This window comes from Stenotrophomonas sp. YJH_SMC_131, assembly GCF_059367975.1.
The window spans coordinates 173,117-192,795 of the sequence record NZ_JCAFRJ010000006.1 but is presented as its reverse complement, the minus strand read 5'-3'; the positions used below and the strand labels follow the sequence as shown (position 1 = coordinate 192,795).

The following is a 19,679-nucleotide window of genomic DNA, read 5'->3' as shown; positions in this document are numbered from 1 at the left end:
GCCGCGCGGTGGTCGAGCACGGCTCGACTCTACAGGCCGACGTCGTTCCATCGATGCATGGTGGCGAATCAATCGCCGCACAGTAGATCCACGCCATGCGTGGATGCGATCAACCAATGCTCGTGCGATCGCGGCCGTCGCTCTTGGCGCGGTACAGCGCGCGGTCGGCGCGCTGGTACAGCAGCGCCGGGGTGCGGTCGTCGGCATCCAGCTCCACCAGCCCCGCACTGAAGGTCACGCGCAGGCCTTCCACACCGGCCCAGTCGGGGTGGTCATGGAACAGGCCGCGCAGGCGCGCGCACAGCTGCGCGGCTTCCTCCAGGCGGGTGTCGTTGAGCAGCAGCGCGAACTCTTCGCCGCCGGTTCGCGCCGGCAGGTCGGAGTCGCGGCTGGCGGCTGCGATCAGCGTCGCCACCTGCACCAGCACGGCATCGCCGATGCTGTGGCTGTGGCGGTCGTTGACGTCCTTGAAATGGTCGATGTCCAGCACCACCAGGCACAGTGGATGACCACTGCGCTGCGAACGGGCGAAGTCACGCGCCAGCGTCTCGTCGAAGCCGCGGCGGTTGGCCAGCCCGGTCAGCGCATCCTCGCGGGCCTGGCGCTCGAAGGCTTCGGCCTGGCGCGCCAGGCGTTCGGCCAGCTCGGTCTTTTCCTGGTTCAGCGCCTGCAGGTGCACGGTCTTGGCCTGCAGGTCGAAGGTCGCGTCGTCCACCCGCCGCGCCAGGCGCAGGTTGCTGGCCTTCAGCTGCTGCAGCAGCAGGCGGTACAGTGCCACCAGGCCGGCCAGCAGCAACAGCCCGCCCAGCGCCTGCACGCTGCGCCGCTGCCACCAGAACGGCTCGACGCTGAAGCTCCACACCGCCTCCTGTTGTCCCCAGCTGCCGCCCGGATGCGCCGCAGCCACATGCAGGGTGTAGTCGCCCGGCGGCAGGCCAACGAACTCGACGCTGCGCTGCGGGCCACGCTCGACCCAGCCGGCATCGAGGCCGTCCAGCCGCGTGCGGTAGCGGATCCGGTCGGACATCAGGTAGCTCAGGCCGACATAGCTCACCGCCAACCGGCGGCCACCGGGAATGTAATTGCGATCCGGTCCCTCCCAGTGCACCGGCGCACCATCCACCTGCACGCTCTCGATCGCCGCCGGCGGCGATGGCCGCTCGCGGAAACGCTGCAGGCGTTGCGGGTCGACCGTGCTCAGGCCACCGGCGGTGACCACCCAGAACGTGCCATCCTGGCGCAGGATCGCCGATGGACTGGAGCTGCCATTGGCCTGTGCATTGGCCATGCCGTCGATCTCGTTGTAGCGCTCCAGCACCACCCGCGGCGTGCGGCCATCGGCCACCGCATTGAGGGTGGCCATGTCGGTGCGCAGCACACCACGGTTGCTGCTGATCCAGACATTGCCGAGGCGGTCCGGCACCAGCTGGAACACCGCGTCCACCGGCATGCCCTGCTCCAGGCCGACCCGCGCCAGCGCACCGTTGCGCCAGCGGTACAGGCCACGATCACTGCTGATCCACATCGCATCGCCCAGCTGGTGGAAACCGAACACGCTGCGGCCGCCCCCCAGCGGGGCCAGGTCGATCGACTGCACGTGGTCGCCACGCAGCACGCGGATGCCTTCGATGGTGCCGATCCACAGGTTGCCCTGGTGGTCATGCTCGAGCGCGGTGATCAGGCCGCCGGGCATGCCCGGCACGTTCGAGACCTGCACCCGGTCGCCGTCGATGCGCACCACGCCCTTCTGCGTGCCGGCCCAGACCACGCCCTGCGGGTCAACGGTGATCGCACGGATGTTGCCGCCCGGCATGCCGTCAGCCGCCGCATAGTTGTGGCGCAGGCCCCCATCGCGACCCAGCCGGTAAACGCCGTCGCCGAAGGTTCCCACCCACAGGTCACCGTCCGGCCCCTGTGCCAGGCTCAGTACCGAGGGCGCCTTGCCGCCGCGGTTGTGCAGCGGCACCGCGCGGAAACGACCGTCGCGGGTCTGGAGGTCAAGGCCGCTGGCGCTGCCGACCCACAGCTGGCGGTCGCGATCCTCGAACACCGTGCGCACGTAGTCGCCACTGAGCCCATCGCGCTCGGTGAAGCTGCTGAACAGTGTTTCGCGCAGGCGGTACAGGCCCCCATTGGCTCCCACCCAGATGCTGCCTTCGGCATCCTCGCGCAGGCTGACCACGCGTCCGCCCGGCAGGTTCAGGCCGGCCGGCAGCCGCTCCAGGCCATGGGCGGAAATGCGCAGCAGGCCCTGGTTCTCGGTACCCAGCCACAGATCGCCATGCCGGTCCTGCAGCATCGAGGTCATGTGCAGCTGGCCCGGCAGGCGGTGCACCAGCACCAGCTCGTCGTCCTCCACCCGGTACAGGCGCTCGCCGGCGACGATCCACAGCGCGCCATCCGGTGCCCGGTACGGCCACGACAGGCCGCTGCCGGCGCCCAGCCCCCACGCGGCGGGCGCGCGCTTGAGCACGCCGTCGTTGTCGCGCAGCACCAGCCCGTCGAGCGTGCCGACCCATACCCGGTCCTGTGCATCGACCACCAGCTTGGTGAAGCTCATCGCCATCGGCAAGTCCGCCGCCGGTGCCTGGTAGACGATGCCGGCATCCGGCGTCAGGTAGCCGATGCCCTTGCCTTCGTACAGCAGCCACAGCCGGCCCTGGCTGTCCATCTGCATGGACTGGATCAGCACCTGGGGTGTACCGGCCTGGTGCTCCCAGACCCGCCATTGGCCGTCGCTGCCGCGGTAGCTGACGTTGCCGCGCGAATCGCTGATCCACAGCCCGCCCTGGCGGTCGACGAACAGTGCGCCGATGCCGTTGTCGCGCAGGCCCGGGCGCGTACTGCGGTCGAACACGGTGAAGTCCAGTCCGTTGTAGCGCACCAGCCCTTCCCAGGTGGCGAACCACAGATGGCCCTCCGGCGTCTGTGCGATGTCGCGCAGCGAGTTGTGCGGCAGGCCGTTGCGCGAGGTCCATACATCGATGGCGTAGTCGCGCAGCGGGGGCGCGCCCTCCTGTGCCGCCAGCGGCAGCGCGAGGGCCAGCAGCAACCACAGCAGGCCCTGCCGCAGTGCCCGCCTGAATCCTGATGCGCGGCGCTCCACCCAGCGCCCCTCGTCCCCCTGCCCGCCCATCACCGCAGCAGCGGCGGCCAGGTGCGGCTGCAGGGCGCGGCAGCGTGCGGGAACAGCCGGGCAGCGCGCACTGGCATGCCGGCGGGAACGGGCTGGCTCATCGAGGGGAGACTGGGGAGATGGGCAGATGATAGGCCAAACCCCGGCCCCGGCGTCACCGTCCGCGGCCCGCCGGCTCAGCCGGCGCGGCCGGGCGCCACCACCTGGGCACTGGCCGGCCACTGCACCACCGCCTCCAGGCCACCTTCGGCCCGGTTGCGCAGCCACAGCCGCGCGCCGTCCTTCTCGGCCAGGGCGCGGGCGATGGTCAGGCCCAGGCCGGCCCCGCCGGTCTGGCGCGAACGCGAGGTTTCCACCCGCACGAACGGATCGAACACCGCCTCCAGCTGCTCTTCGGCCAGGCCGGGGCCGTCATCGGCCACCACTACGGTGATCGCACCGCCGCTGCGCTCGACCCGTACCCGCGCCCGTTGCGCGTACATCACCGCGTTGTCCACCAGGTTGGAGAACAGGCGGTGCATGGCCAGCGGACGCAGCATCAGCACCGAACCACTGCCCCCCTCGAAGACCACGTCGGCGCCGCCTTCGGCGGTGTCCTCGACGATGCTCTCCAGCAGTGAATCCAGGTCGAGTGCGGCGCGCTGCTCGGCACTCTCGGCACTACGGGCCAGTTCCAGGCCCTCGCGCACCAGCGCCTGCATCGCCGCCAGGTCACCGATCAGGCGCTCGCGCAGGGCTTCGTCGCTGACATTCTCCAGGCGCAGGCGCAACCGGGTCAGCGGCGTCTGCAGGTCATGGGTGATCGCCGCCAGCATCTGCGTGCGTTCGGCCAGGTGCCGCTGCAGGCGGTGCTGCATGGCGTTGAAGGCTTCGGCGGCGCGCTGCACTTCACGCGGCCCGCGCAATGGCAACGGGTCGCGCTGCAGATCGTCGCCGAGATCCTCGGCAGCGGCGGCCAGTTCCTGCAGTGGCGCACTGGCCATGCGCGCAACGATATAGGCCAGCACGGCAATCGCCAGCACCAGCAGGGTCAGGAACCACGGGTCCACGGCGAGGATGCCGTTGTGCGCCACCGCCGGCGAGTCCAGCGCCAGTTTCAGCAGCGTGCCGTCGTTGAGGGTCACGTCCACCGCGCGGCACTTGGGCGGGATGAACGCCGGGTCGCGTTCGCGCGGCGGCCGCCGGTGACCCGGCGGTGGCGGCGGCAGCAGGTCCTGCAGCTTGGGAATGCAGGAGCGGAACGAAGCGAAGTGCACATGCGCGCGCGACACCGGTCCGGGGCGGTCTTCCAGCACTTCCATCAGCGCCGTGTCGGCACGCCCGAGGCGGGCTCCGGGCTGCAGCGCGCGCACGCTCGGCCCGCCGATCGCCAGCAGGCGCTCGCGCAGCTCCGGATTGCCGTCCAGCAGGTTGACGTAGCCCTGCAGGCGGTCGGCGATGCGGTTCAGGTTCTGCCGCTCGAACTCCTGCTGGCGCTTGGAAGTGGCCAGCATGGTCGCGCCGATCGCAGCCACCGCCATGCCCAGCAGCAGGATCACGAACAACCGCCCGACCATCGAGGACAGGAAATGGCGCAGGCGCTTCATCGCGGCTTATTCCAGGTTGACCGCGGAGGCCAGCACGTAGCCCTCGTTGCGCACGGTCTTGATCAGTCCGTCCGGGCCACCGTCGTCGCCCAGCTTGTTGCGCAGGCGGCTGACCTGCAGGTCGATCGCGCGGTCCTGTGCCTCGTAGTTGCGGCCACTGCTGAGCGCGACCAGCTGCTCGCGCGACAGCACCTTGTTGGCGTGCGCGATGAACACCCGCAGCAGGCGGAACTCGGCGCCGGACAGCACCACCACGCGGTCATCCGGATCGACCAGGTGGCGATGTTCCAGGTCGAACACCCAGCGCGAGAAGCGCGCACGGCGCACCGCCAGCGGCTCCAGGTTGGCCGGCAGCGCCTCGGTCCGGCGCAGCACGTTGCGGATGCGTGCCAGCAGCTCGCGCGGTTCGAACGGCTTGGCCAGGTAGTCATCGGCGCCCATTTCCAGGCCCAGCACGCGATCGATCGGCTCGGCGCGTGCGGTCAGCATGATCACCGGCGTGTTCGAACGCGCACGCAGGTCACGGCACAGGGTCAGGCCATCCTCGCGCGGCAGGTTGAGGTCGAGCACGATCAGGTCCACGTGCTCGCGGTCCAGCAGCTGGCGCATGGCGGTGCCATCGGCCGCCGTGCTCACCAGGTAACCGGCGCGGCCGAGCTGCTCGGCCAGCAGCGTGCGGATGTCGTTGTCGTCGTCGACGATCAGCAGTCGATGCATCGGGTTTTCAGTCTCCATGTCGCGATCATCCCGTGTCGGCAGCTGAACCGCATCCGGGGCAATGCGTACCAGTGTATCCACCCACGGGCGGGATACCTGTGGTTACGCGTATTCACCGACAGTGTTACATACAGACATACCCCGAGGATTGAGCCGTCCATCGCCCGGTCTTCACAATGCCCGCCAACGCCGCACGCGCGGCCCCGAGAGTGAAGCCACGACGTGACGTTCCGCCTGCTGCCCGCGACCCGCCGGAGTCGCCTGATACTGATCGCCCTGCTTGCCCTGATCGTCGCCGCGACCGCCTGGTGGCTGCTGCGCAAGCCCGCCGCGCCGGCGGTGGCCACCTCGCCGGTCAGCCGCGGTGACATCGAGCAGACGGTGGACGCCACCGGCGTGATCGATGCCTACAAGCTGGTCAGCGTCGGTGCGCAGGCCTCGGGCCAGATCAAGTCGCTGAAGGTGCAGCTGGGCGACACCGTGAAGGAAGGCGACCTGATTGCCGAGATCGACGCCACCACCCAGCAGAACCAGGTGCTCAACGCACAGGCCTCGCTGGACCAGGTCACCGCCCAGCGCGCCGTCCAGCAGGCCACCCTGCGCCAGGCCGAACTGGAATTCGCGCGCCAGCAGCAGATGCTGGCCGCCGAGGCCACCTCGCGCCAGGAATACGATGCCGCCGAGGCGCAGCTGAAGACCGCCCGTGCCCAGCTGCAGTCCTACGAGGCGCAGATCAAGGGCCGCGAAACCGAGCTGGGCACCGCCCGCGCCAACCTGGCCTACACCCGCATCACCGCGCCGATGGACGGCACCGTGGTGGCGGTGGTGGCCGAGGAAGGCCGCACGGTGAACGCCAACCAGACCGCGCCGACCATCGTCATGCTGGCGCGGCTGGACGTGGTCACCGTCAATGCGGAGATCTCCGAGGCCGACGTGGTCAAGATCAAGGCCGGCATGCCGGTGTACTTCACCACGCTCGGCGACCCGGACCGCAAGTACCACGCCACGCTGCGCCAGATCAATCCGGCGCCAGCCTCGATCGCCAACGAGAATTCATCCAGCTCCAGCAGCTCCTCCAGTTCCAGTTCCAGCAGCGCGGTCTACTACAACGCGCTGTTCGACGTGGAGAACCCGGATGGCACGCTGCGCATCGACATGACCGCGCAGGTCTCGGTACTGCTCAAGCAGGCCAAGGGCGTGCTGATGGTGCCGGCGGTGGCACTGGGACCGAAGCGCGGTGGCGATGAGCGCATGGTGCGGGTGCTGGACGACAAGGGCCAGCCGCAGCCGCGCAAGGTCACGGTGGGCATCAACAATGGCGCCTCGGCCGAGATCCTGTCCGGGCTGAAGGAAGGCGAGCGCGTGGTGGTCGGCGAAGCGGGTGCGGCCGGTGCCAGCGCCGGCGGCGGCAACCGCGGCGGCATGCAGATGCGGGTTGGCGGCCCGGGCATGGGGCGCCGATGAGCACGACGGCGCCGCTGCTGCGCCTGCGCGACCTGCGACGTGAATTCCCGGCCGGCGATGATGTGATCGCCGTGCTGCGCGACGTCAATCTCGACATCCACGCCGGTGAGATGGTGGCCATCGTCGGCCAGTCCGGCTCGGGCAAGTCGACGCTGATGAACATCCTCGGCTGCCTCGATCGTCCCACCCGTGGCAGCTACCAGGTGGCCAGCCGCGAAACCGGGAAGATGCAACCGGACGAACTGGCCGAACTGCGCCGCGAGCATTTCGGTTTCATCTTCCAGCGCTACCACCTGCTCGGCGACCTGGATGCGCGCGGCAACGTGGAAGTGCCGGCGGTGTACGCCGGCAGCCCCGGCCCGGTGCGCAACGCGCGTGCCGAGCAACTGCTGCAGCGGCTGGGCCTGAGCGACCGCATGCATCACAAGCCGGGCCAGCTGTCCGGTGGCCAGCAGCAGCGCGTGTCGATCGCACGCGCCCTGATGAACGGCGGCGAGGTGATCCTGGCCGACGAACCGACCGGCGCGCTGGACACGAAATCCGGCGAGGAAGTGATGGCGATCCTCGGCGAACTGCATGCCGAAGGCCACACCATCATCATCGTCACCCACGACATGAGCGTGGCCGAGCACGCGCAGCGCATCATCGAAATCCGCGATGGCGAGATCATCGCCGACCGCGCCAACCCGAATGCGCCGACCTACCGTGCGCAGCGCGAGGCCAGTACCGGCGTCGCCCGCGGCAACAGCTGGCGGGCCGCGCGCGACCGCTTCACCGAAGCGTTCCGCATGGCGCTGCTGGCGATGAACGCACATCGGCTGCGAACCTTCCTGACCATGCTCGGCATCATCATCGGCATCGCCTCGGTGGTTTCGGTGGTGGCGCTGGGCAATGGCTCCCAGCAGCAGATCCTGCAGAACATCAGCGCGCTCGGCACCAATACCATCGACGTCTATCCCGGCCGCGGTTTCGGCGACATGCGCTCGGCGCGCGTACAGACGCTCAAGGCCAGCGATGCCGATGCACTGGCAAGGCAGAGCTACGTGGACAGCGCCACCCCCAGCGTATCGACCTCGGTCACCGCGCGTTACCGCAACCAGTCGTCCACCGCCCAGGTCAGCGGCGTTGGCGAGCAGTTCTTCCGGGTCAAGGGCGTGACCCTGCTCAGCGGCAGCTTCTTCGATGCCGATGCGGTCAAGGGCCTGGGCCAGGTGGCGGTGATCGACGAGAACACCCAGGCCCAGTTCTTTCCCGATGTCGACCCGGTCGGCCAGGTGATCCTGCTCGGCAACGTGCCGGCGCGCGTGATCGGCGTGGCCAAGCGGCAGAGTTTCGGCTTCGGCGGCAGCACCAGCCTCAGCGTGTGGGTGCCGTACACCACGGTGATGTCGCGCATGCTCGGCCAGAGCCACGTGTCCAGCATCACCGTGCGCGTGGACGATGACACGCCGATGGATGCCGCGCAGGAAGCGATCACCCGCCTGCTGACCCTGCGCCATGGCACCGAGGATTTCTTCCTCAGCAACAGCGCCGAGATCCGCGAGACCATCGAGCAGACCACGCGCACGATGACCCTGCTGATCGGTGCCATCGCCGCCATCGCGTTGCTGGTCGGTGGCATCGGCGTGATGAACATCATGCTGGTATCGGTGACCGAGCGCACCCGCGAGATCGGGGTGCGCATGGCCGTCGGTGCACGGCAGAGTGATATCCGCCAGCAGTTCCTGATCGAAGCGGTGCTGGTCTGCCTGCTCGGCGGCGTGCTCGGTATCGGCCTGGCCCTGCTGCTGGGCTCGATGATCGGCCGCTTCGCCAGCGACTTCCAGGTGCTGTTCTCCACCGCCTCGATCGTCGCCGCGTTTGCCTGCTCGACCCTGATCGGCGTTGCGTTCGGCTTCCTGCCAGCGCGCAACGCCGCGCAGCTCGACCCGGTGGAGGCCCTGGCCCGCGAATGAAGATGATGACCCGACTGCCCTTCCCCGCTCCCCGGCACCTGCTGCTGGCCGGTGCCGTTCTACTCGCCCTGTCCGGCTGCGCGTCGGTCGGCCGCTACCCGGTGCACGACCCGGCCGTGGCGGCGCAGTATGGACGTGGCGATGCCACCCTCAACGCGCCAGCCGATGACCCGCGCAGCAGCCTGGATACACCGGGCCGCGACATCCGCCAGGACACCTGGTGGACCGGCTTCGGCGATGAACGCCTGGACCGTCTGGTGGCGCAGGCGCTGGCCGCCAACAGCGATCTGGCCGCCGCCGGCCTGGCCGTGCAGCGTTCGCGCCTGCAGGCCGGCCTGGCCAGCAACGCACTGTGGCCGCAGCCCTCGTCATCCGGCGTGAGCGGCAGCGCCAGCCGCGCCACCGACCAGTCTGATGATTGGCGCCGCAGCTATTCCACCGGCGTCTCGCTGGGTTGGGAAGTGGACCTGTGGGGCCGCCTGCGCACCCAGCGCGACATCGCCCGCTGGGAAGCCGAGGCCAGCGAGGAAGACCGGCAGAACACCGCGCTGCTGGTGATCAGCGACACCATCACCCAGTACTGGAACCTGGCCTACCTCAACCAGTCGATCGCCACCGGCCAGGCCAACCTGGAGCGCCTGGAACGCACCCGCGAACTGGTGCAGGCCCGCTTCGACGCCGGTGCGGTATCGCGCCTGGAAGTGCGCCAGGCACTGCAGAACCTGCAGTCGCAGCGGTCCTCGCAGAGCGCGCTGGAACAGCAGCGGGTGGAGGTGCGCAACGCGCTGACCGTGCTGCTGGACGGCACGCCCTGGCCCCAGCAGGACGAACCACAGGACCTGCTGGGCGCACGCAGCCCAGCCATCAGCGAAGGCCTGCCGACCGATCTGCTCGGCCGCCGCCCCGATCTGCGCGCGGCCGAACTTCGCCTGCGCAACAGCCTGAAGACCATCAAGGTCACCGCCACCCAGTACTACCCTGCGCTGAGCCTGACCGGCAGCCTCGGTTCCAGCGCGACCTCGCTGGGCGACGTACTGCGCAACCCGGTGGCCACGCTGGGCGCCGGCCTGTCGCTGCCGTTCCTCAACCTGCAGCGTGCGCAGCTGGATACCGATATCGCCGGCACCGCCTACCAGATCGCCGCCAGCAACTTCCGCAAGACGCTGTATACCGCGCTCTCGGAAGTGGACAACGCACTGTCGGCGCGCGAGCAGCTGGCGCGCCAGGTGGCGGCCTCGCAGGCTTCATACGACGAAGCGGTGGAAGTGGAACGCGCGCAGGAAGTGCGTTACCGCGTGGGTGCCACCGATCTGCGCACCTGGCTGGAAGCGCAGCAGACCCGGCGTGATGCCGAACTGTCGCTGGCACGTGCGCGCCAGGGCCAGCTCAACAACGACGTGACGCTGTTCAAGGCGTTGGGCGGCAGCGCGGGGTGAGGCGGGACATGAAACGGGGTCAGATCCCTTTTCCCATTGGAAAAGGGATCTGACCCCGATCACATCGCGCTGGCCGATCAACCGCGCTGGCGCACGGCCTCGAACAGGCTGACGCCGGCGGCGACGGAGACGTTCAGGCTCTCGATCTCGCCCGGCATCGGGATCTTGACCAGGCCATCGCAGTTCTCGCGGGTCAGGCGGCGCAGGCCATCGGCTTCGCCGCCCAGCACCAGCGCGATGTTGCCCTTCAGGTCCAGCTGGTACAGCGAGGCCGTGGCTTCACCGGCCAGGCCGTAGATCCACACGCCCTGCTTCTGCAGGTCCTTCAGGCAGCGCGAGAGGTTGGTCACCGCCACCACCGGGATCAGGTCGGCGGCACCGGCCGAAGTCTTGCGCACAGTGGCATTGACCGTGGCCGACTTGTCCTTCGGGATGATCACCGCGGTCGCCCCGGCGGCAGCGGCCGAGCGCAGGCAGGCGCCGAGGTTGTGCGGGTCCTGCACCTCGTCGAGCACCAGCAGCAGGGCCTTGCCCTCGGCCGCGGTGACCAGCCCTTCCAGCTCGTTCTCGCTGTAGGTACGGGCGGCGGCGTAGCGCGCGGCCACGCCCTGGTGGCGCACCGAACCGCCAACACCGTCCAGCGCCTGGCTGTTCACCTTGCGCACATCGATGCCCTTGCGGCGGGCGTTCTCTTCGATCTCGGTCAGGCGCGGGTTCTTCGCACCGGCCTCGACCAGCACTTCGCGGACGTTCTCGGCGTCGTTCTCGATGGAGGAGGCGACGGCGTTGACGCCGACAATCCACTGGCTGTTCTTGCTCATGCGGGCGGGGACCGGAAAGGGGGTGGCTATGGTAGAGCATCGGCAGGCCGGGCGCTGCGACCGGCCGCCCCTCTGTAGCGCCGAGCCCATGCTCGGCTGGCGGGGGGCCGATGAAGCCTGAACCCGGAGCAGCCGAGCGTGGGCTCGGCGCTAGAGGGGCGTTACCGACTGCGCGGCGGCCAGTGCGGGGTGTCGTGGTCGGGGTGCTGGTGGGAGACGATGGTGGCCAGGAACTCCAGCGCGGCGACGTCGTCCTCGGTGCGCCGCGCCGGCAGGCCGGACAGGCTGTCGACGAACGGCAGCTTGCGCTCCACCCCGTACTGGATCGTCGGTGGCAGGCGTTCCGGCTCATCGAAGGCGCCGGCAGCCACGGCCACGCCATCCGGGGCTTCATAGGTCAGGGGTGTACCGCAGTCGGCGCAGAAACCACGCCGCACCACGTTGGACGACTGGAAATAGCGCGGCTGGCCGCGGGTCCAGCTGAACTGCACGCCGCGCACGGATACCAGCGGCGCGTAATAGGCACCGAACGCCTTCTGGCACATCCGGCAATGGCAGATCGAGCTGTCGGTGAGCTCGCCACGCGCCTGGAAGCGGACCGCGCCGCACTGGCAGCCGCCACTGTATTCGGGTTGGCCTTGCATGCTGGGGTTCCTCCGGAACGTCGTGCCAACCAAGGTTGGCACCTACCAGTTGCGGTAGGTGCCGACCGTTGGTCGGCACACCTTTCAATACTTCTTCTTGGTGCGCTTGGCCGGCTTGCCCCGCTCGGGCGGCGGCGGCAGGCCATCGCCCTCGTCCTCGCCCTTGTGCTCGACCAGGCGGAAGTCGATCTTGCGCTCTTCCATGCTGGCCTTCAGCACCAGGATCCGCACGCGGTCACCCAGCCGGTAGCTGCTGCCGCGGCGTTCGCCGGTCAGCGTTTTGCGGGTGGCGTCGAACTTGTAATAGTCCTGCGGCAGCTGGGTCACATGCACCAGGCCCTGCACCTTGGACTCGTCCAGTTCCACGAACAGGCCGAAGCTGGTCACGCCGCTGATCACGCCGTCGAACTGGCCGCCCACGTGCTTTTCCATCCACGCCGCGCGGTAACGCTCGTCGACCTCGCGCTCGGCTTCGTCGGCACGGCGCTCGCGCTCGGAACACTGCAGCGCCAAGGCCGCCATTTCGCGCGCGTTGTAGGTGAACTTGTCCAGCGGCTTGCCGGACAACGCATGCTTGATCGCACGGTGCACCAGCAGGTCGGGGTAACGGCGGATCGGCGAGGTGAAGTGCGCGTACGCCTCCAGAGCCAGGCCGAAGTGGCCGTGATTCTCCGGGCTGTAGATCGCCAGGCTCTGGCTGCGCAGCAACACCGATTCCAGCAGCGTGGCATCGGGGCGGTCGCGGATCTTCTTCAGCAGCTTGGTGTAATCGCCCGGGCGCACCTTCGACCACGGCGGCAGGCTCAGCTTGAACTCCTTGAGGAATTCCAGCAGGTCGGCGTACTTGGTTTCCGGCGGCTTCTCGTGGATGCGGTACGGCGCCGGCACATGGCGCGACAGCAGGTACCTGGCGGCCTCGACGTTGGCCGCGATCATGCACTCCTCGATCAGCTTGTGCGCGTCGTTGCGCACCAGCATGCCGGCCTGGGTCACTTCACCACGGTTGTCCAGCACGAAGCGCACTTCACTGCTTTCGAATTCGATGGCACCGCGCTTGGCGCGTGCCTTGGACAGCACCTTGTACAGCTGGTGCAGGCGCTGCACCTGCGGCAGCAGGTCGCCCATCCAGGCCTTGGTATCGGCATCGTCCTCGCCCACCGCCTTCCACACCTGGGTGTAGGTCAGGCGCGCATGCGAGTTCATCACCGCCTCGTAGAAGCGCGAATGCGTGACCAGGCCATCGCGGTCGATCTGCATGTCGCAGACAAAGCACATGCGGTCGACCTTCGGCATCAGCGAGCAGATGCCGTTGGACAGTGTCTCCGGCAGCATCGGCACCACGAAGCCCGGGAAGTACACCGACGTCGCACGCTTCTGCGCCTCTTCATCCAGCGGCGTACCAGGGCGAACGTAATTCGAGACGTCGGCAATCGCCACCACCAGGCGGAAACCCTCGGCATTCGGCTCGCAGTACACCGCGTCGTCGAAGTCCTTGGCATCCTCGCCATCGATGGTGACCAGCGGCGTGCTGCGCAGGTCGACACGGTCGCCAATCATCGCCGGCTCGACCACCAGCGGCACCGAGGCCGCTTCGTCCAGCACCTCCTGCGGGAACTCGAACGGCAGCTCGTGGCCATGGATGGCGGTCTCCACCACCAGCGACGCGGTCAGCTTGTCGCCGAGCACCGCGATGATGCGGCCGATCGGCGGGCGGCGGCTGTCCGGCGCCTGGGTCAGTTCACAGACCACCAGCTGGCCGTCGCGCGCACCACCGGTCTGGTCCGGCGGCACCTGCACGTTGCGCTGCACGCGCTTGTCGTCGGGCACCACGTAGTTGATGCCCATCTCGATGCTGAAGCGGCCGATCAGGCGGGTCATGCCGCGCTCCAGCACGCGGGCGATGCTGCCTTCGCGACGGCCACGGTGATCGATGCCGGTCACGCGGGCCAGCACCTTGTCGCCGTGCATGACCTTGCGCATTTCATAAGGCGGCAGGAACAGGTCGTCGCCGCCCTCGACCGGGCGCAGGAAGCCGAACCCTTCCGGGTTGGCGATCACCACACCAGTGACCAGGTTCAGGGTCTGGATCGGGGCGAAACCGCCGCGACGGTTCTGCACCAGCTGGCCGTCGCGGACCATCGCACCGAGCCGGCGCGACAGCGCCTCGGCCCGGTCCGGAGCGGTCAGGCCCAGGCGCGCGCCCAGTTCCTCGGCGGTCTGCGGCCCTTCGCAGCGCTCCAGCAGGGCCAGGATGGCCTCGCGGCTGGCGATGGGCTGTTCGTACTTCTCCGCTTCGCGGGCGGCATAGGGATCGTCGATCACCTTGCCGGCCGGCGGCAGCTTGCGGCCCGGGGCCGGGCCCGGTGCATCGGTACTGCGGACCTTGCGGCCGCGTGGCGGTGCACCGCCTTCATTCAATTCGGGGAACCAGCCCGGCAGCGGCTTGCCCGGCTTGGTGGTGCGGGCTGCACCCGCCTTGGCGCCCTTGTTCGGGGCCTGGCTGCGGGACTTGCTCCCGCCCTTGCTTGGTTTTTTGGTAGTCATCGCCCTACATGGTAGCCGCTGGCGGCGTGCAGAACGGGTCAGCGGTCGCCTTCAAGCGATCGCGTCAAAAATATTCAGGAAGTCGTTGACAGCCTGCGGATTCATCTTCACAATTGCGCCTCTGGAACGCCCAGGTGGCGGAATTGGTAGACGCACTAGTTTCAGGTACTAGCGGGTAAAACCGTGGAGGTTCGAGTCCTCTCCTGGGCACCAACGAAAAAACTCCTCGCTTCGGCGGGGATTTTTTTTGCCTGTGATCCGGCAGCCGGGGTCGGATTCCTTTCCAGAGGAAAGGGCTCTGGCCCCAAGCGAGTGAGATGGGGGGCAGAGCCCGTTTCGCATGCGCAACGGCAACCGACCCGGGATCAGCAAAAAGTGTTGACACCCCCGTCACGGCACCCCATAATCTCGCTCCTCGACGCCCAGGTGGCGGAATTGGTAGACGCACTAGTTTCAGGTACTAGCGGGTAAAACCGTGGAGGTTCGAGTCCTCTCCTGGGCACCACGTCGAGAATGAGAAAAACCCGCGAAAGCGGGTTTTTTCATGCCCCGGATCCGGCATCAGAACAACGGCCGCAGCACCAGTTCCAGCCCGAGCAGCAGCAGGAACCCCAGGAAGCAGGCGCGGAATACCCGTGCGCTGATCCTCTGCCGGATCAGTTGCCCCAGCCACATGCCCAGCAACGCCGGCAGCACGGCCAGTGCACTCAGGCCCAGTTGCTGGATACCGAATGCACCGTGCAGCACCAGACCGGTGGTCAGCGAAATCGTCGACACGGTGAACGCCAGCCCGAGCGCCTGCACCAGCTCCTCGCGCTGCAATCCCAGCGACTGCAGGTACGGCACCGCCGGCATCACGAACACACCCGTCGCCCCCGTCACCACGCCGGACAGCGCACCCACCAGCGGCCCCAGCCAGCGCTCGCGCCGCTGCGGCACGCGGAACACCGGCGCGAGCAACGCATAGGCGGCATAGACCACCAATGCCACGCCCAGCGCAACGCGCGACCAGGTGCGATCGACCCGCACCAGCAGTGCGGCCGAACCCAGCGTCACCACCACCACGGCAAGCATCATCGGCCACAAACGCCGCACGATGTGGCCCAGCGACGGCCCGGACAGCAGTTGCCACGCATTGGTGACGAAGGTTGGAATGAACAGCATCGACGCCGCCGCCACCGGTGACAGGGTGCTGCCCAGCAGGCCCATCGCCACCGTCGGCAACCCCATCCCTGTCACGCCCTTGACCACGCCGGCCAGCACGAACACCACCACCAGCAGCAAATAGAAGTATGTCGATTCATGCATGGCTTCATTGGACCGGGCCCTCGCCAGGCGCACAATGCGGTCTTCCCGGCACAGCCTTCGGCTGACCCGAAGGCGCCGGATCAGCAATGAGGCACGACATGCGGATGGACATCGCCGACCTGCGCCTGTTCCTGGCAATCGCCGAAGCCGGCAGCATCACCGCCGGCGCGGCACAGGCAAACCTGGCATTGGGTTCAGCCAGCGAGCGCCTGCGCACGATCGAAGCCGATGCCGGCACCGCGCTGTTGCACCGGCACCCACGCGGCGTCAGCCTGACCGAGGCCGGCGCCGCCCTCGCCCACCACGCACGCCTGATCCTGCAGCAGCAGGCACAGCTGCGTGGCGAACTACAGGCGTTCGCGCAGGGTGCGCGCGGCACCCTGCACCTGTATGCCAACACCGCCGCGCTGACCAACTACCTGCCCTCGCGGCTCGCGCCGTGGCTGGCCGAACGCCCACGCCTGCATGTGGAACTGCTGGAGCGCACCAGCCCCGAGGTCGTGCGTGCGATCAATGCGGGCCAGGCCGAGGCCGGCATCATCAGTGATGCGGTCGACGCTGCCGGCCTGCAGCAGCATGTGGTTGCCGAAGACCCGCTGGTGATGCTGCTGCCGGCCGATCACCGCCTCGCCTCGCGGCGCAGCGTGACCTTCGTCGAGGTTGCCGGCGAGACCTTCGTTGCCCTGGCCGATGGCAATGCACTGCAGACCTACATCGAGGACCAGGCGCGCGACATCGGGCGCCGCCTGGATGTACGCATCCGCATGAAGACCTTCGAAGGCGTGTGCATCATGGTCGGCCACGGCATCGGCGTCGGCATCGTGCCGCGGACCATCGCGCGCCAGCATCGGCGCAGCACGCACACCGTCGCCGTACCGCTCGCCGATGCGTGGGCGCAACGACGCCTGTGCGCGTGCTTTGCCGAGTGGACACGACTGTCACCGGCGATGCGCAGCCTGCTGCATCACCTGGGCGTGCAGCCCCAGAAAAAAGTGTGAAATGTTGTTGACACATCTTCTGTGGCTCCCCATAATTCATCTCCTGAGTCGCCCAGGTGGCGGAATTGGTAGACGCACTAGTTTCAGGTACTAGCGGGTAAAACCGTGGAGGTTCGAGTCCTCTCCTGGGCACCACGACTCAAGATGATCAAACCCGCGAAAGCGGGTTTTTTCGTTTCCGGGGTCTGGGAATTCACGCCCGAGATCCACCCATGCGTGGCGTGGATCCACCAAAAGAAAAACCCCGCCTTGCGGCGGGGTTTCTGCGTTTCAACAGCAATGAACGGTCAGTGCCCGCCGCCGGCGGCAGCACCTGCACCCGCGCCGAACGGCGGCTTGGCCAGCCACAGGAACGTGATGATCGCCAGGAAGATCCAGCCCAGCAGGAAGAAGATGTCGTTGAAGCCCATCTGCGATGCCTGGTGGTTGATCATGTTGTTCAGTACCGCTGCACCGTGTTGCAGGTCGCCCTGCCCCATCGCCGTCACCTGGTCCTGCATGCCGGGCTGATAGGCCGAGATGTGCTCGGTCAGGTCGGCATGGTGCACCTGGGTACGCCGCGCCCACAGCCACGTCGTCAGTGACGCCGCGAAGCTGCCACCCAGCGTACGCAGGAACGTGGCCAGGCCGGAGCCCGCCGCGATCTCGCGCCCATCCAGGTCCGACAGCAGGATCTGCAGCACCGGCATGAAGAACAGCGCGACGCCGATGCCCATGATCAGCTGCACGCCGGCCACGTGCATGTAGTCCACCTGCAGGTTGAAGTTCGAACGCAGGAAGCTGGTCATCGACAGCACGATGAAGGCCACCGTGGCCAGCATGCGCATGTCGAAGCGCGATGCGTACTTGCCGACGAATGGCGTCATGATCACCGGCAGGATGCCGATCGGCGCCGTCGCCAGGCCTGCCCAGATCGCGGTGTAGCCCATGTCACGCTGCAGCCACTGCGGGATCAGCAGCGCCACGCTGAAGAACGCCGCGTAGGCCACCACCATCGCCAGCGTACCGGCGCGGAAGTTGCGGTGCCGGAACAGCTTCAGGTCGACGATCGGATCCTTGTCGGTCAGCTCCCAGATCAGGAACACCGTCAGCGTCACCACCGCCACGCAGGCCAGCACCACGATCTTCATCGACGAGAACCAGTCCTCGTCGTTGCCCAGGTCGAGCACCAGCTGCAGGGCACCGACACCGATCACCAGGGTGACCAGGCCGACGTAGTCCATCTTCGGCTTCTCGATCTGCTCCGGGCGTCCCTTCAGCTGGTTGCCCACCACCAGCGCGGCGAAGATGCCCAGTGGCACGTTGATCAGGAAGATCCATTCCCAGCTGTAGTTGTCGGTGATCCAACCACCGAGGATCGGACCGCAGATGGGCGCCACCACCGTGATCATCGCCAGCAGCGCCAATGCCTGTCCGCGTTTCTCGCGCGGATAGATCGAGACCAGCAGCGACTGCGTGATCGGGTACATCGGGCCGGCCACGAAACCCTGCAGCGCACGCGACAGCACCAGCATGCCCATGCTCTGCGCCAGGCCGCACAGCAGCGAGGTGATGACGAAGGCCAGCGTGGCCCAGACGAACAGCTTGCGCTCGCCGAAGCGACGGCTGAGCCAGCCGGTCAGCGGCAGCGCGATGGCCGTGCTGACCGCGAACGAAGTGATGACCCAGGTCGCCTGCTGCGAGCTGGCGCCGAGATTACCGGCGATGGTCGGCAGTGAAACGTTGGCGATGGTGGTGTCGAGCACCTGCATGAACGACGCCATCGCCAGGCCCACGGTGCACAGGGCGACGCTGGGTGGCAGGAACCCGGAGGCCGCACCCGGCGCCGCCGGTGCACCCGGAGCGCCGGGTGCGGCTGGAGCTTGTGCGGACATGGCGACCTCAGCCCACCTTTGCCTGTTGCTGCGGCAGGTTGCCCTGGATGATCGTGTGGATCACCTCGTCGGCATCATGCAGCTGCTTGGCATATACGTCGGTGTCGAACACGGTGCCCTTGGCCGGGGTGCTCGGCAGTACTTCACCCTTCTGGTCGCGCAGGCTCACTTCGGCCTTCATCGACAGGCCGATGCGCAGCGGGTGTTCGGCCAGCTGCTTGGCATCGATGGCGATGCGCACCGGCACGCGCTGCACGATCTTGATCCAGTTGCCGCTGGCGTTCTGCGCCGGCAACAGCGAGAACGCCGAGCCGGTACCCAGGCCCAGGCTCTGGATGCGGCCCTTGTACTTCACGTCACCGGCATACAGGTCCGACTTCAGCTCCACTTCCTGGCCCAGGCGCATATGGCGCAGCTGGGTTTCCTTGAAGTTGGCCTCGACCCACATCTGCTCGGTCGGCACCACGGCCATCAGGGCATTGCCCGGCTGCACGCGCTGGCCCACCTGCACCGAACGACGGGCAACGTAGCCGGTGACCGGCGCGACGATGCCGGCGCGGGCGTTGTTGAGGAAGGCCTGGCGCAGCTGCGCGGCGGCGGCCTGCACGTCCGGCTGGGTGGCGATCACGGTGTCGTCGACCAGCGCGCGGTTGCGCTCGACGGTCTCGCGCGAACCGGCAACGGCCGCTTCGGCCGCAGCCAGCTCGTCGCGGGCGTGGGCCAGTTCTTCGTTGGAAATGGCGCCAGTGGCGGCCAGATCCTTGCGGCGGGCGAAGTCCTCGCGCACGCGCTTCAGGGTCACCTGGCGGGCGTTCAGGTCCGCCTGCGCGCCTTCCACGCTGCGGTACAGGCCACGGGTCTGGCGCACGGTCTTGGCCAGGTTGGCTTCGGCCTGCTGCAGCGCTACCGAAGTGTCGGACGGGTCCAGCTGCACCAGCAGCTGGCCGCGCTCCACGCGCATGCCGTCATCGGCATTGATGGCGACCACGGTACCGGCCACCAGCGGGGTGATCTGCACCTGGTTGCCCTGCACGTAGGCATCGTCGGTCTCTTCGAACCAACGGCCGAACATGAAGTACCACAGCGCCAGGGCGGCAAGCAGCAGCACGACGATCACGAACAGGCCGCGCAGCAGGTTGCCGCGGCGGTTGGGGGCGGCCGGGGCCGCGGTGTCTTGGGTCTGGCTCATGGCGGGC

Annotated in this window: 13 protein-coding genes and 3 tRNA genes; 7 read left to right on the top strand and 9 right to left on the bottom strand. The window is 68.0% G+C overall.

Annotated elements, in window-relative coordinates; all coding sequences use genetic code 11:
- Window positions 1-109: 109 nt before the first annotated feature.
- The 3 genes from AC5P56_RS14230 to AC5P56_RS14220 form a co-directional block, all read right to left on the bottom strand.
- Window positions 110-3,136 carry a ligand-binding sensor domain-containing diguanylate cyclase gene (locus tag AC5P56_RS14230; RefSeq protein ID WP_288494561.1) on the bottom strand — a complete coding sequence of 1,009 codons (3,027 nt, stop codon included), beginning with the start codon at window positions 3,134-3,136 and terminating at the stop codon, window positions 110-112.
- Window positions 3,137-3,312: 176 nt separating this feature from the next.
- On the bottom strand, window positions 3,313-4,722 hold the full coding sequence (locus AC5P56_RS14225) for an ATP-binding protein (protein ID WP_032956880.1): 1,410 nt from the start codon (window positions 4,720-4,722) through the stop codon (window positions 3,313-3,315).
- A 6-nt stretch (window positions 4,723-4,728) separates the two neighbouring features.
- Window positions 4,729-5,457, bottom strand: coding sequence for a response regulator (locus tag AC5P56_RS14220; protein ID WP_041863210.1), 729 nt, complete (start codon window positions 5,455-5,457; stop codon window positions 4,729-4,731).
- A 204-nt stretch (window positions 5,458-5,661) separates the two neighbouring features.
- On the opposite strand from AC5P56_RS14220, the gene AC5P56_RS14215 reads away from it, so the two are divergent.
- From AC5P56_RS14215 to AC5P56_RS14205, 3 genes are read left to right on the top strand one after another with little or no spacing between them, the layout of a single operon-like run.
- Window positions 5,662-6,903: an efflux RND transporter periplasmic adaptor subunit gene (locus AC5P56_RS14215; protein WP_288494564.1), complete on the top strand. Its 1,242-nt coding sequence runs from the start codon at window positions 5,662-5,664 to the stop codon at window positions 6,901-6,903.
- Entirely contained in the window at window positions 6,900-8,858 is a 1,959-nt protein-coding gene (locus AC5P56_RS14210; RefSeq protein ID WP_288494566.1) for a MacB family efflux pump subunit, read from the top strand. The genes AC5P56_RS14215 and AC5P56_RS14210 overlap by 4 nt, the downstream gene beginning before the upstream one ends.
- Window positions 8,855-10,294, top strand: coding sequence for a TolC family protein (locus AC5P56_RS14205; protein ID WP_046429746.1), 1,440 nt, complete (start codon window positions 8,855-8,857; stop codon window positions 10,292-10,294). The genes AC5P56_RS14210 and AC5P56_RS14205 overlap by 4 nt, the downstream gene beginning before the upstream one ends.
- A 77-nt stretch (window positions 10,295-10,371) precedes the next feature.
- Here AC5P56_RS14205 and rlmB read toward each other — a convergent pair whose 3' ends face one another.
- From rlmB to rnr, 3 genes are all read right to left on the bottom strand, one after another.
- Complete coding sequence (rlmB, locus tag AC5P56_RS14200) at window positions 10,372-11,115, bottom strand: 23S rRNA (guanosine(2251)-2'-O)-methyltransferase RlmB (protein WP_005408775.1); 744 nt, start codon at window positions 11,113-11,115, stop codon at window positions 10,372-10,374.
- Between the two features lie 161 nt (window positions 11,116-11,276).
- Complete coding sequence (locus AC5P56_RS14195; protein WP_014646528.1) at window positions 11,277-11,759, bottom strand: GFA family protein; 483 nt, start codon at window positions 11,757-11,759, stop codon at window positions 11,277-11,279.
- An 84-nt stretch (window positions 11,760-11,843) separates the two neighbouring features.
- Complete coding sequence (gene rnr, locus AC5P56_RS14190) at window positions 11,844-14,303, bottom strand: ribonuclease R (RefSeq protein ID WP_049442198.1); 2,460 nt, start codon at window positions 14,301-14,303, stop codon at window positions 11,844-11,846.
- A gap of 128 nt (window positions 14,304-14,431) precedes the next feature.
- On the opposite strand from rnr, the gene AC5P56_RS14185 reads away from it, so the two are divergent.
- Window positions 14,432-14,516: transfer RNA gene (locus AC5P56_RS14185), tRNA-Leu, on the top strand.
- 207 nt (window positions 14,517-14,723) lie between these two features.
- Window positions 14,724-14,808 (top strand) — tRNA-Leu (locus AC5P56_RS14180).
- A 56-nt stretch (window positions 14,809-14,864) separates the two neighbouring features.
- On the opposite strand, the gene AC5P56_RS14175 is transcribed toward AC5P56_RS14180, so the two are convergent.
- Window positions 14,865-15,611, bottom strand: a complete 747-nt coding sequence (locus tag AC5P56_RS14175; protein ID WP_288494570.1) for a sulfite exporter TauE/SafE family protein — start codon at window positions 15,609-15,611, stop codon at window positions 14,865-14,867.
- Window positions 15,612-15,709: 98 nt separating this feature from the next.
- Between AC5P56_RS14175 and AC5P56_RS14170 the strand changes: the two genes are divergently transcribed.
- Both AC5P56_RS14170 and AC5P56_RS14165 read left to right on the top strand, forming a co-directional pair.
- Window positions 15,710-16,609: a LysR family transcriptional regulator gene (locus AC5P56_RS14170; RefSeq protein ID WP_134966017.1), complete on the top strand. Its 900-nt coding sequence runs from the start codon at window positions 15,710-15,712 to the stop codon at window positions 16,607-16,609.
- Window positions 16,610-16,659: 50 nt separating this feature from the next.
- A tRNA-Leu gene (locus AC5P56_RS14165) sits at window positions 16,660-16,744 on the top strand.
- A gap of 152 nt (window positions 16,745-16,896) precedes the next feature.
- On the opposite strand, the gene emrB is transcribed toward AC5P56_RS14165, so the two are convergent.
- Window positions 16,897-18,483, bottom strand: coding sequence for a multidrug efflux MFS transporter permease subunit EmrB (gene emrB / locus AC5P56_RS14160; RefSeq protein ID WP_005408769.1), 1,587 nt, complete (start codon window positions 18,481-18,483; stop codon window positions 16,897-16,899).
- Between the two features lie 7 nt (window positions 18,484-18,490).
- Window positions 18,491-19,672 carry a multidrug efflux MFS transporter periplasmic adaptor subunit EmrA gene (gene emrA, locus AC5P56_RS14155; protein WP_032956867.1) on the bottom strand — a complete coding sequence of 394 codons (1,182 nt, stop codon included), beginning with the start codon at window positions 19,670-19,672 and terminating at the stop codon, window positions 18,491-18,493.
- Window positions 19,673-19,679: the final 7 nt, after the last annotated feature.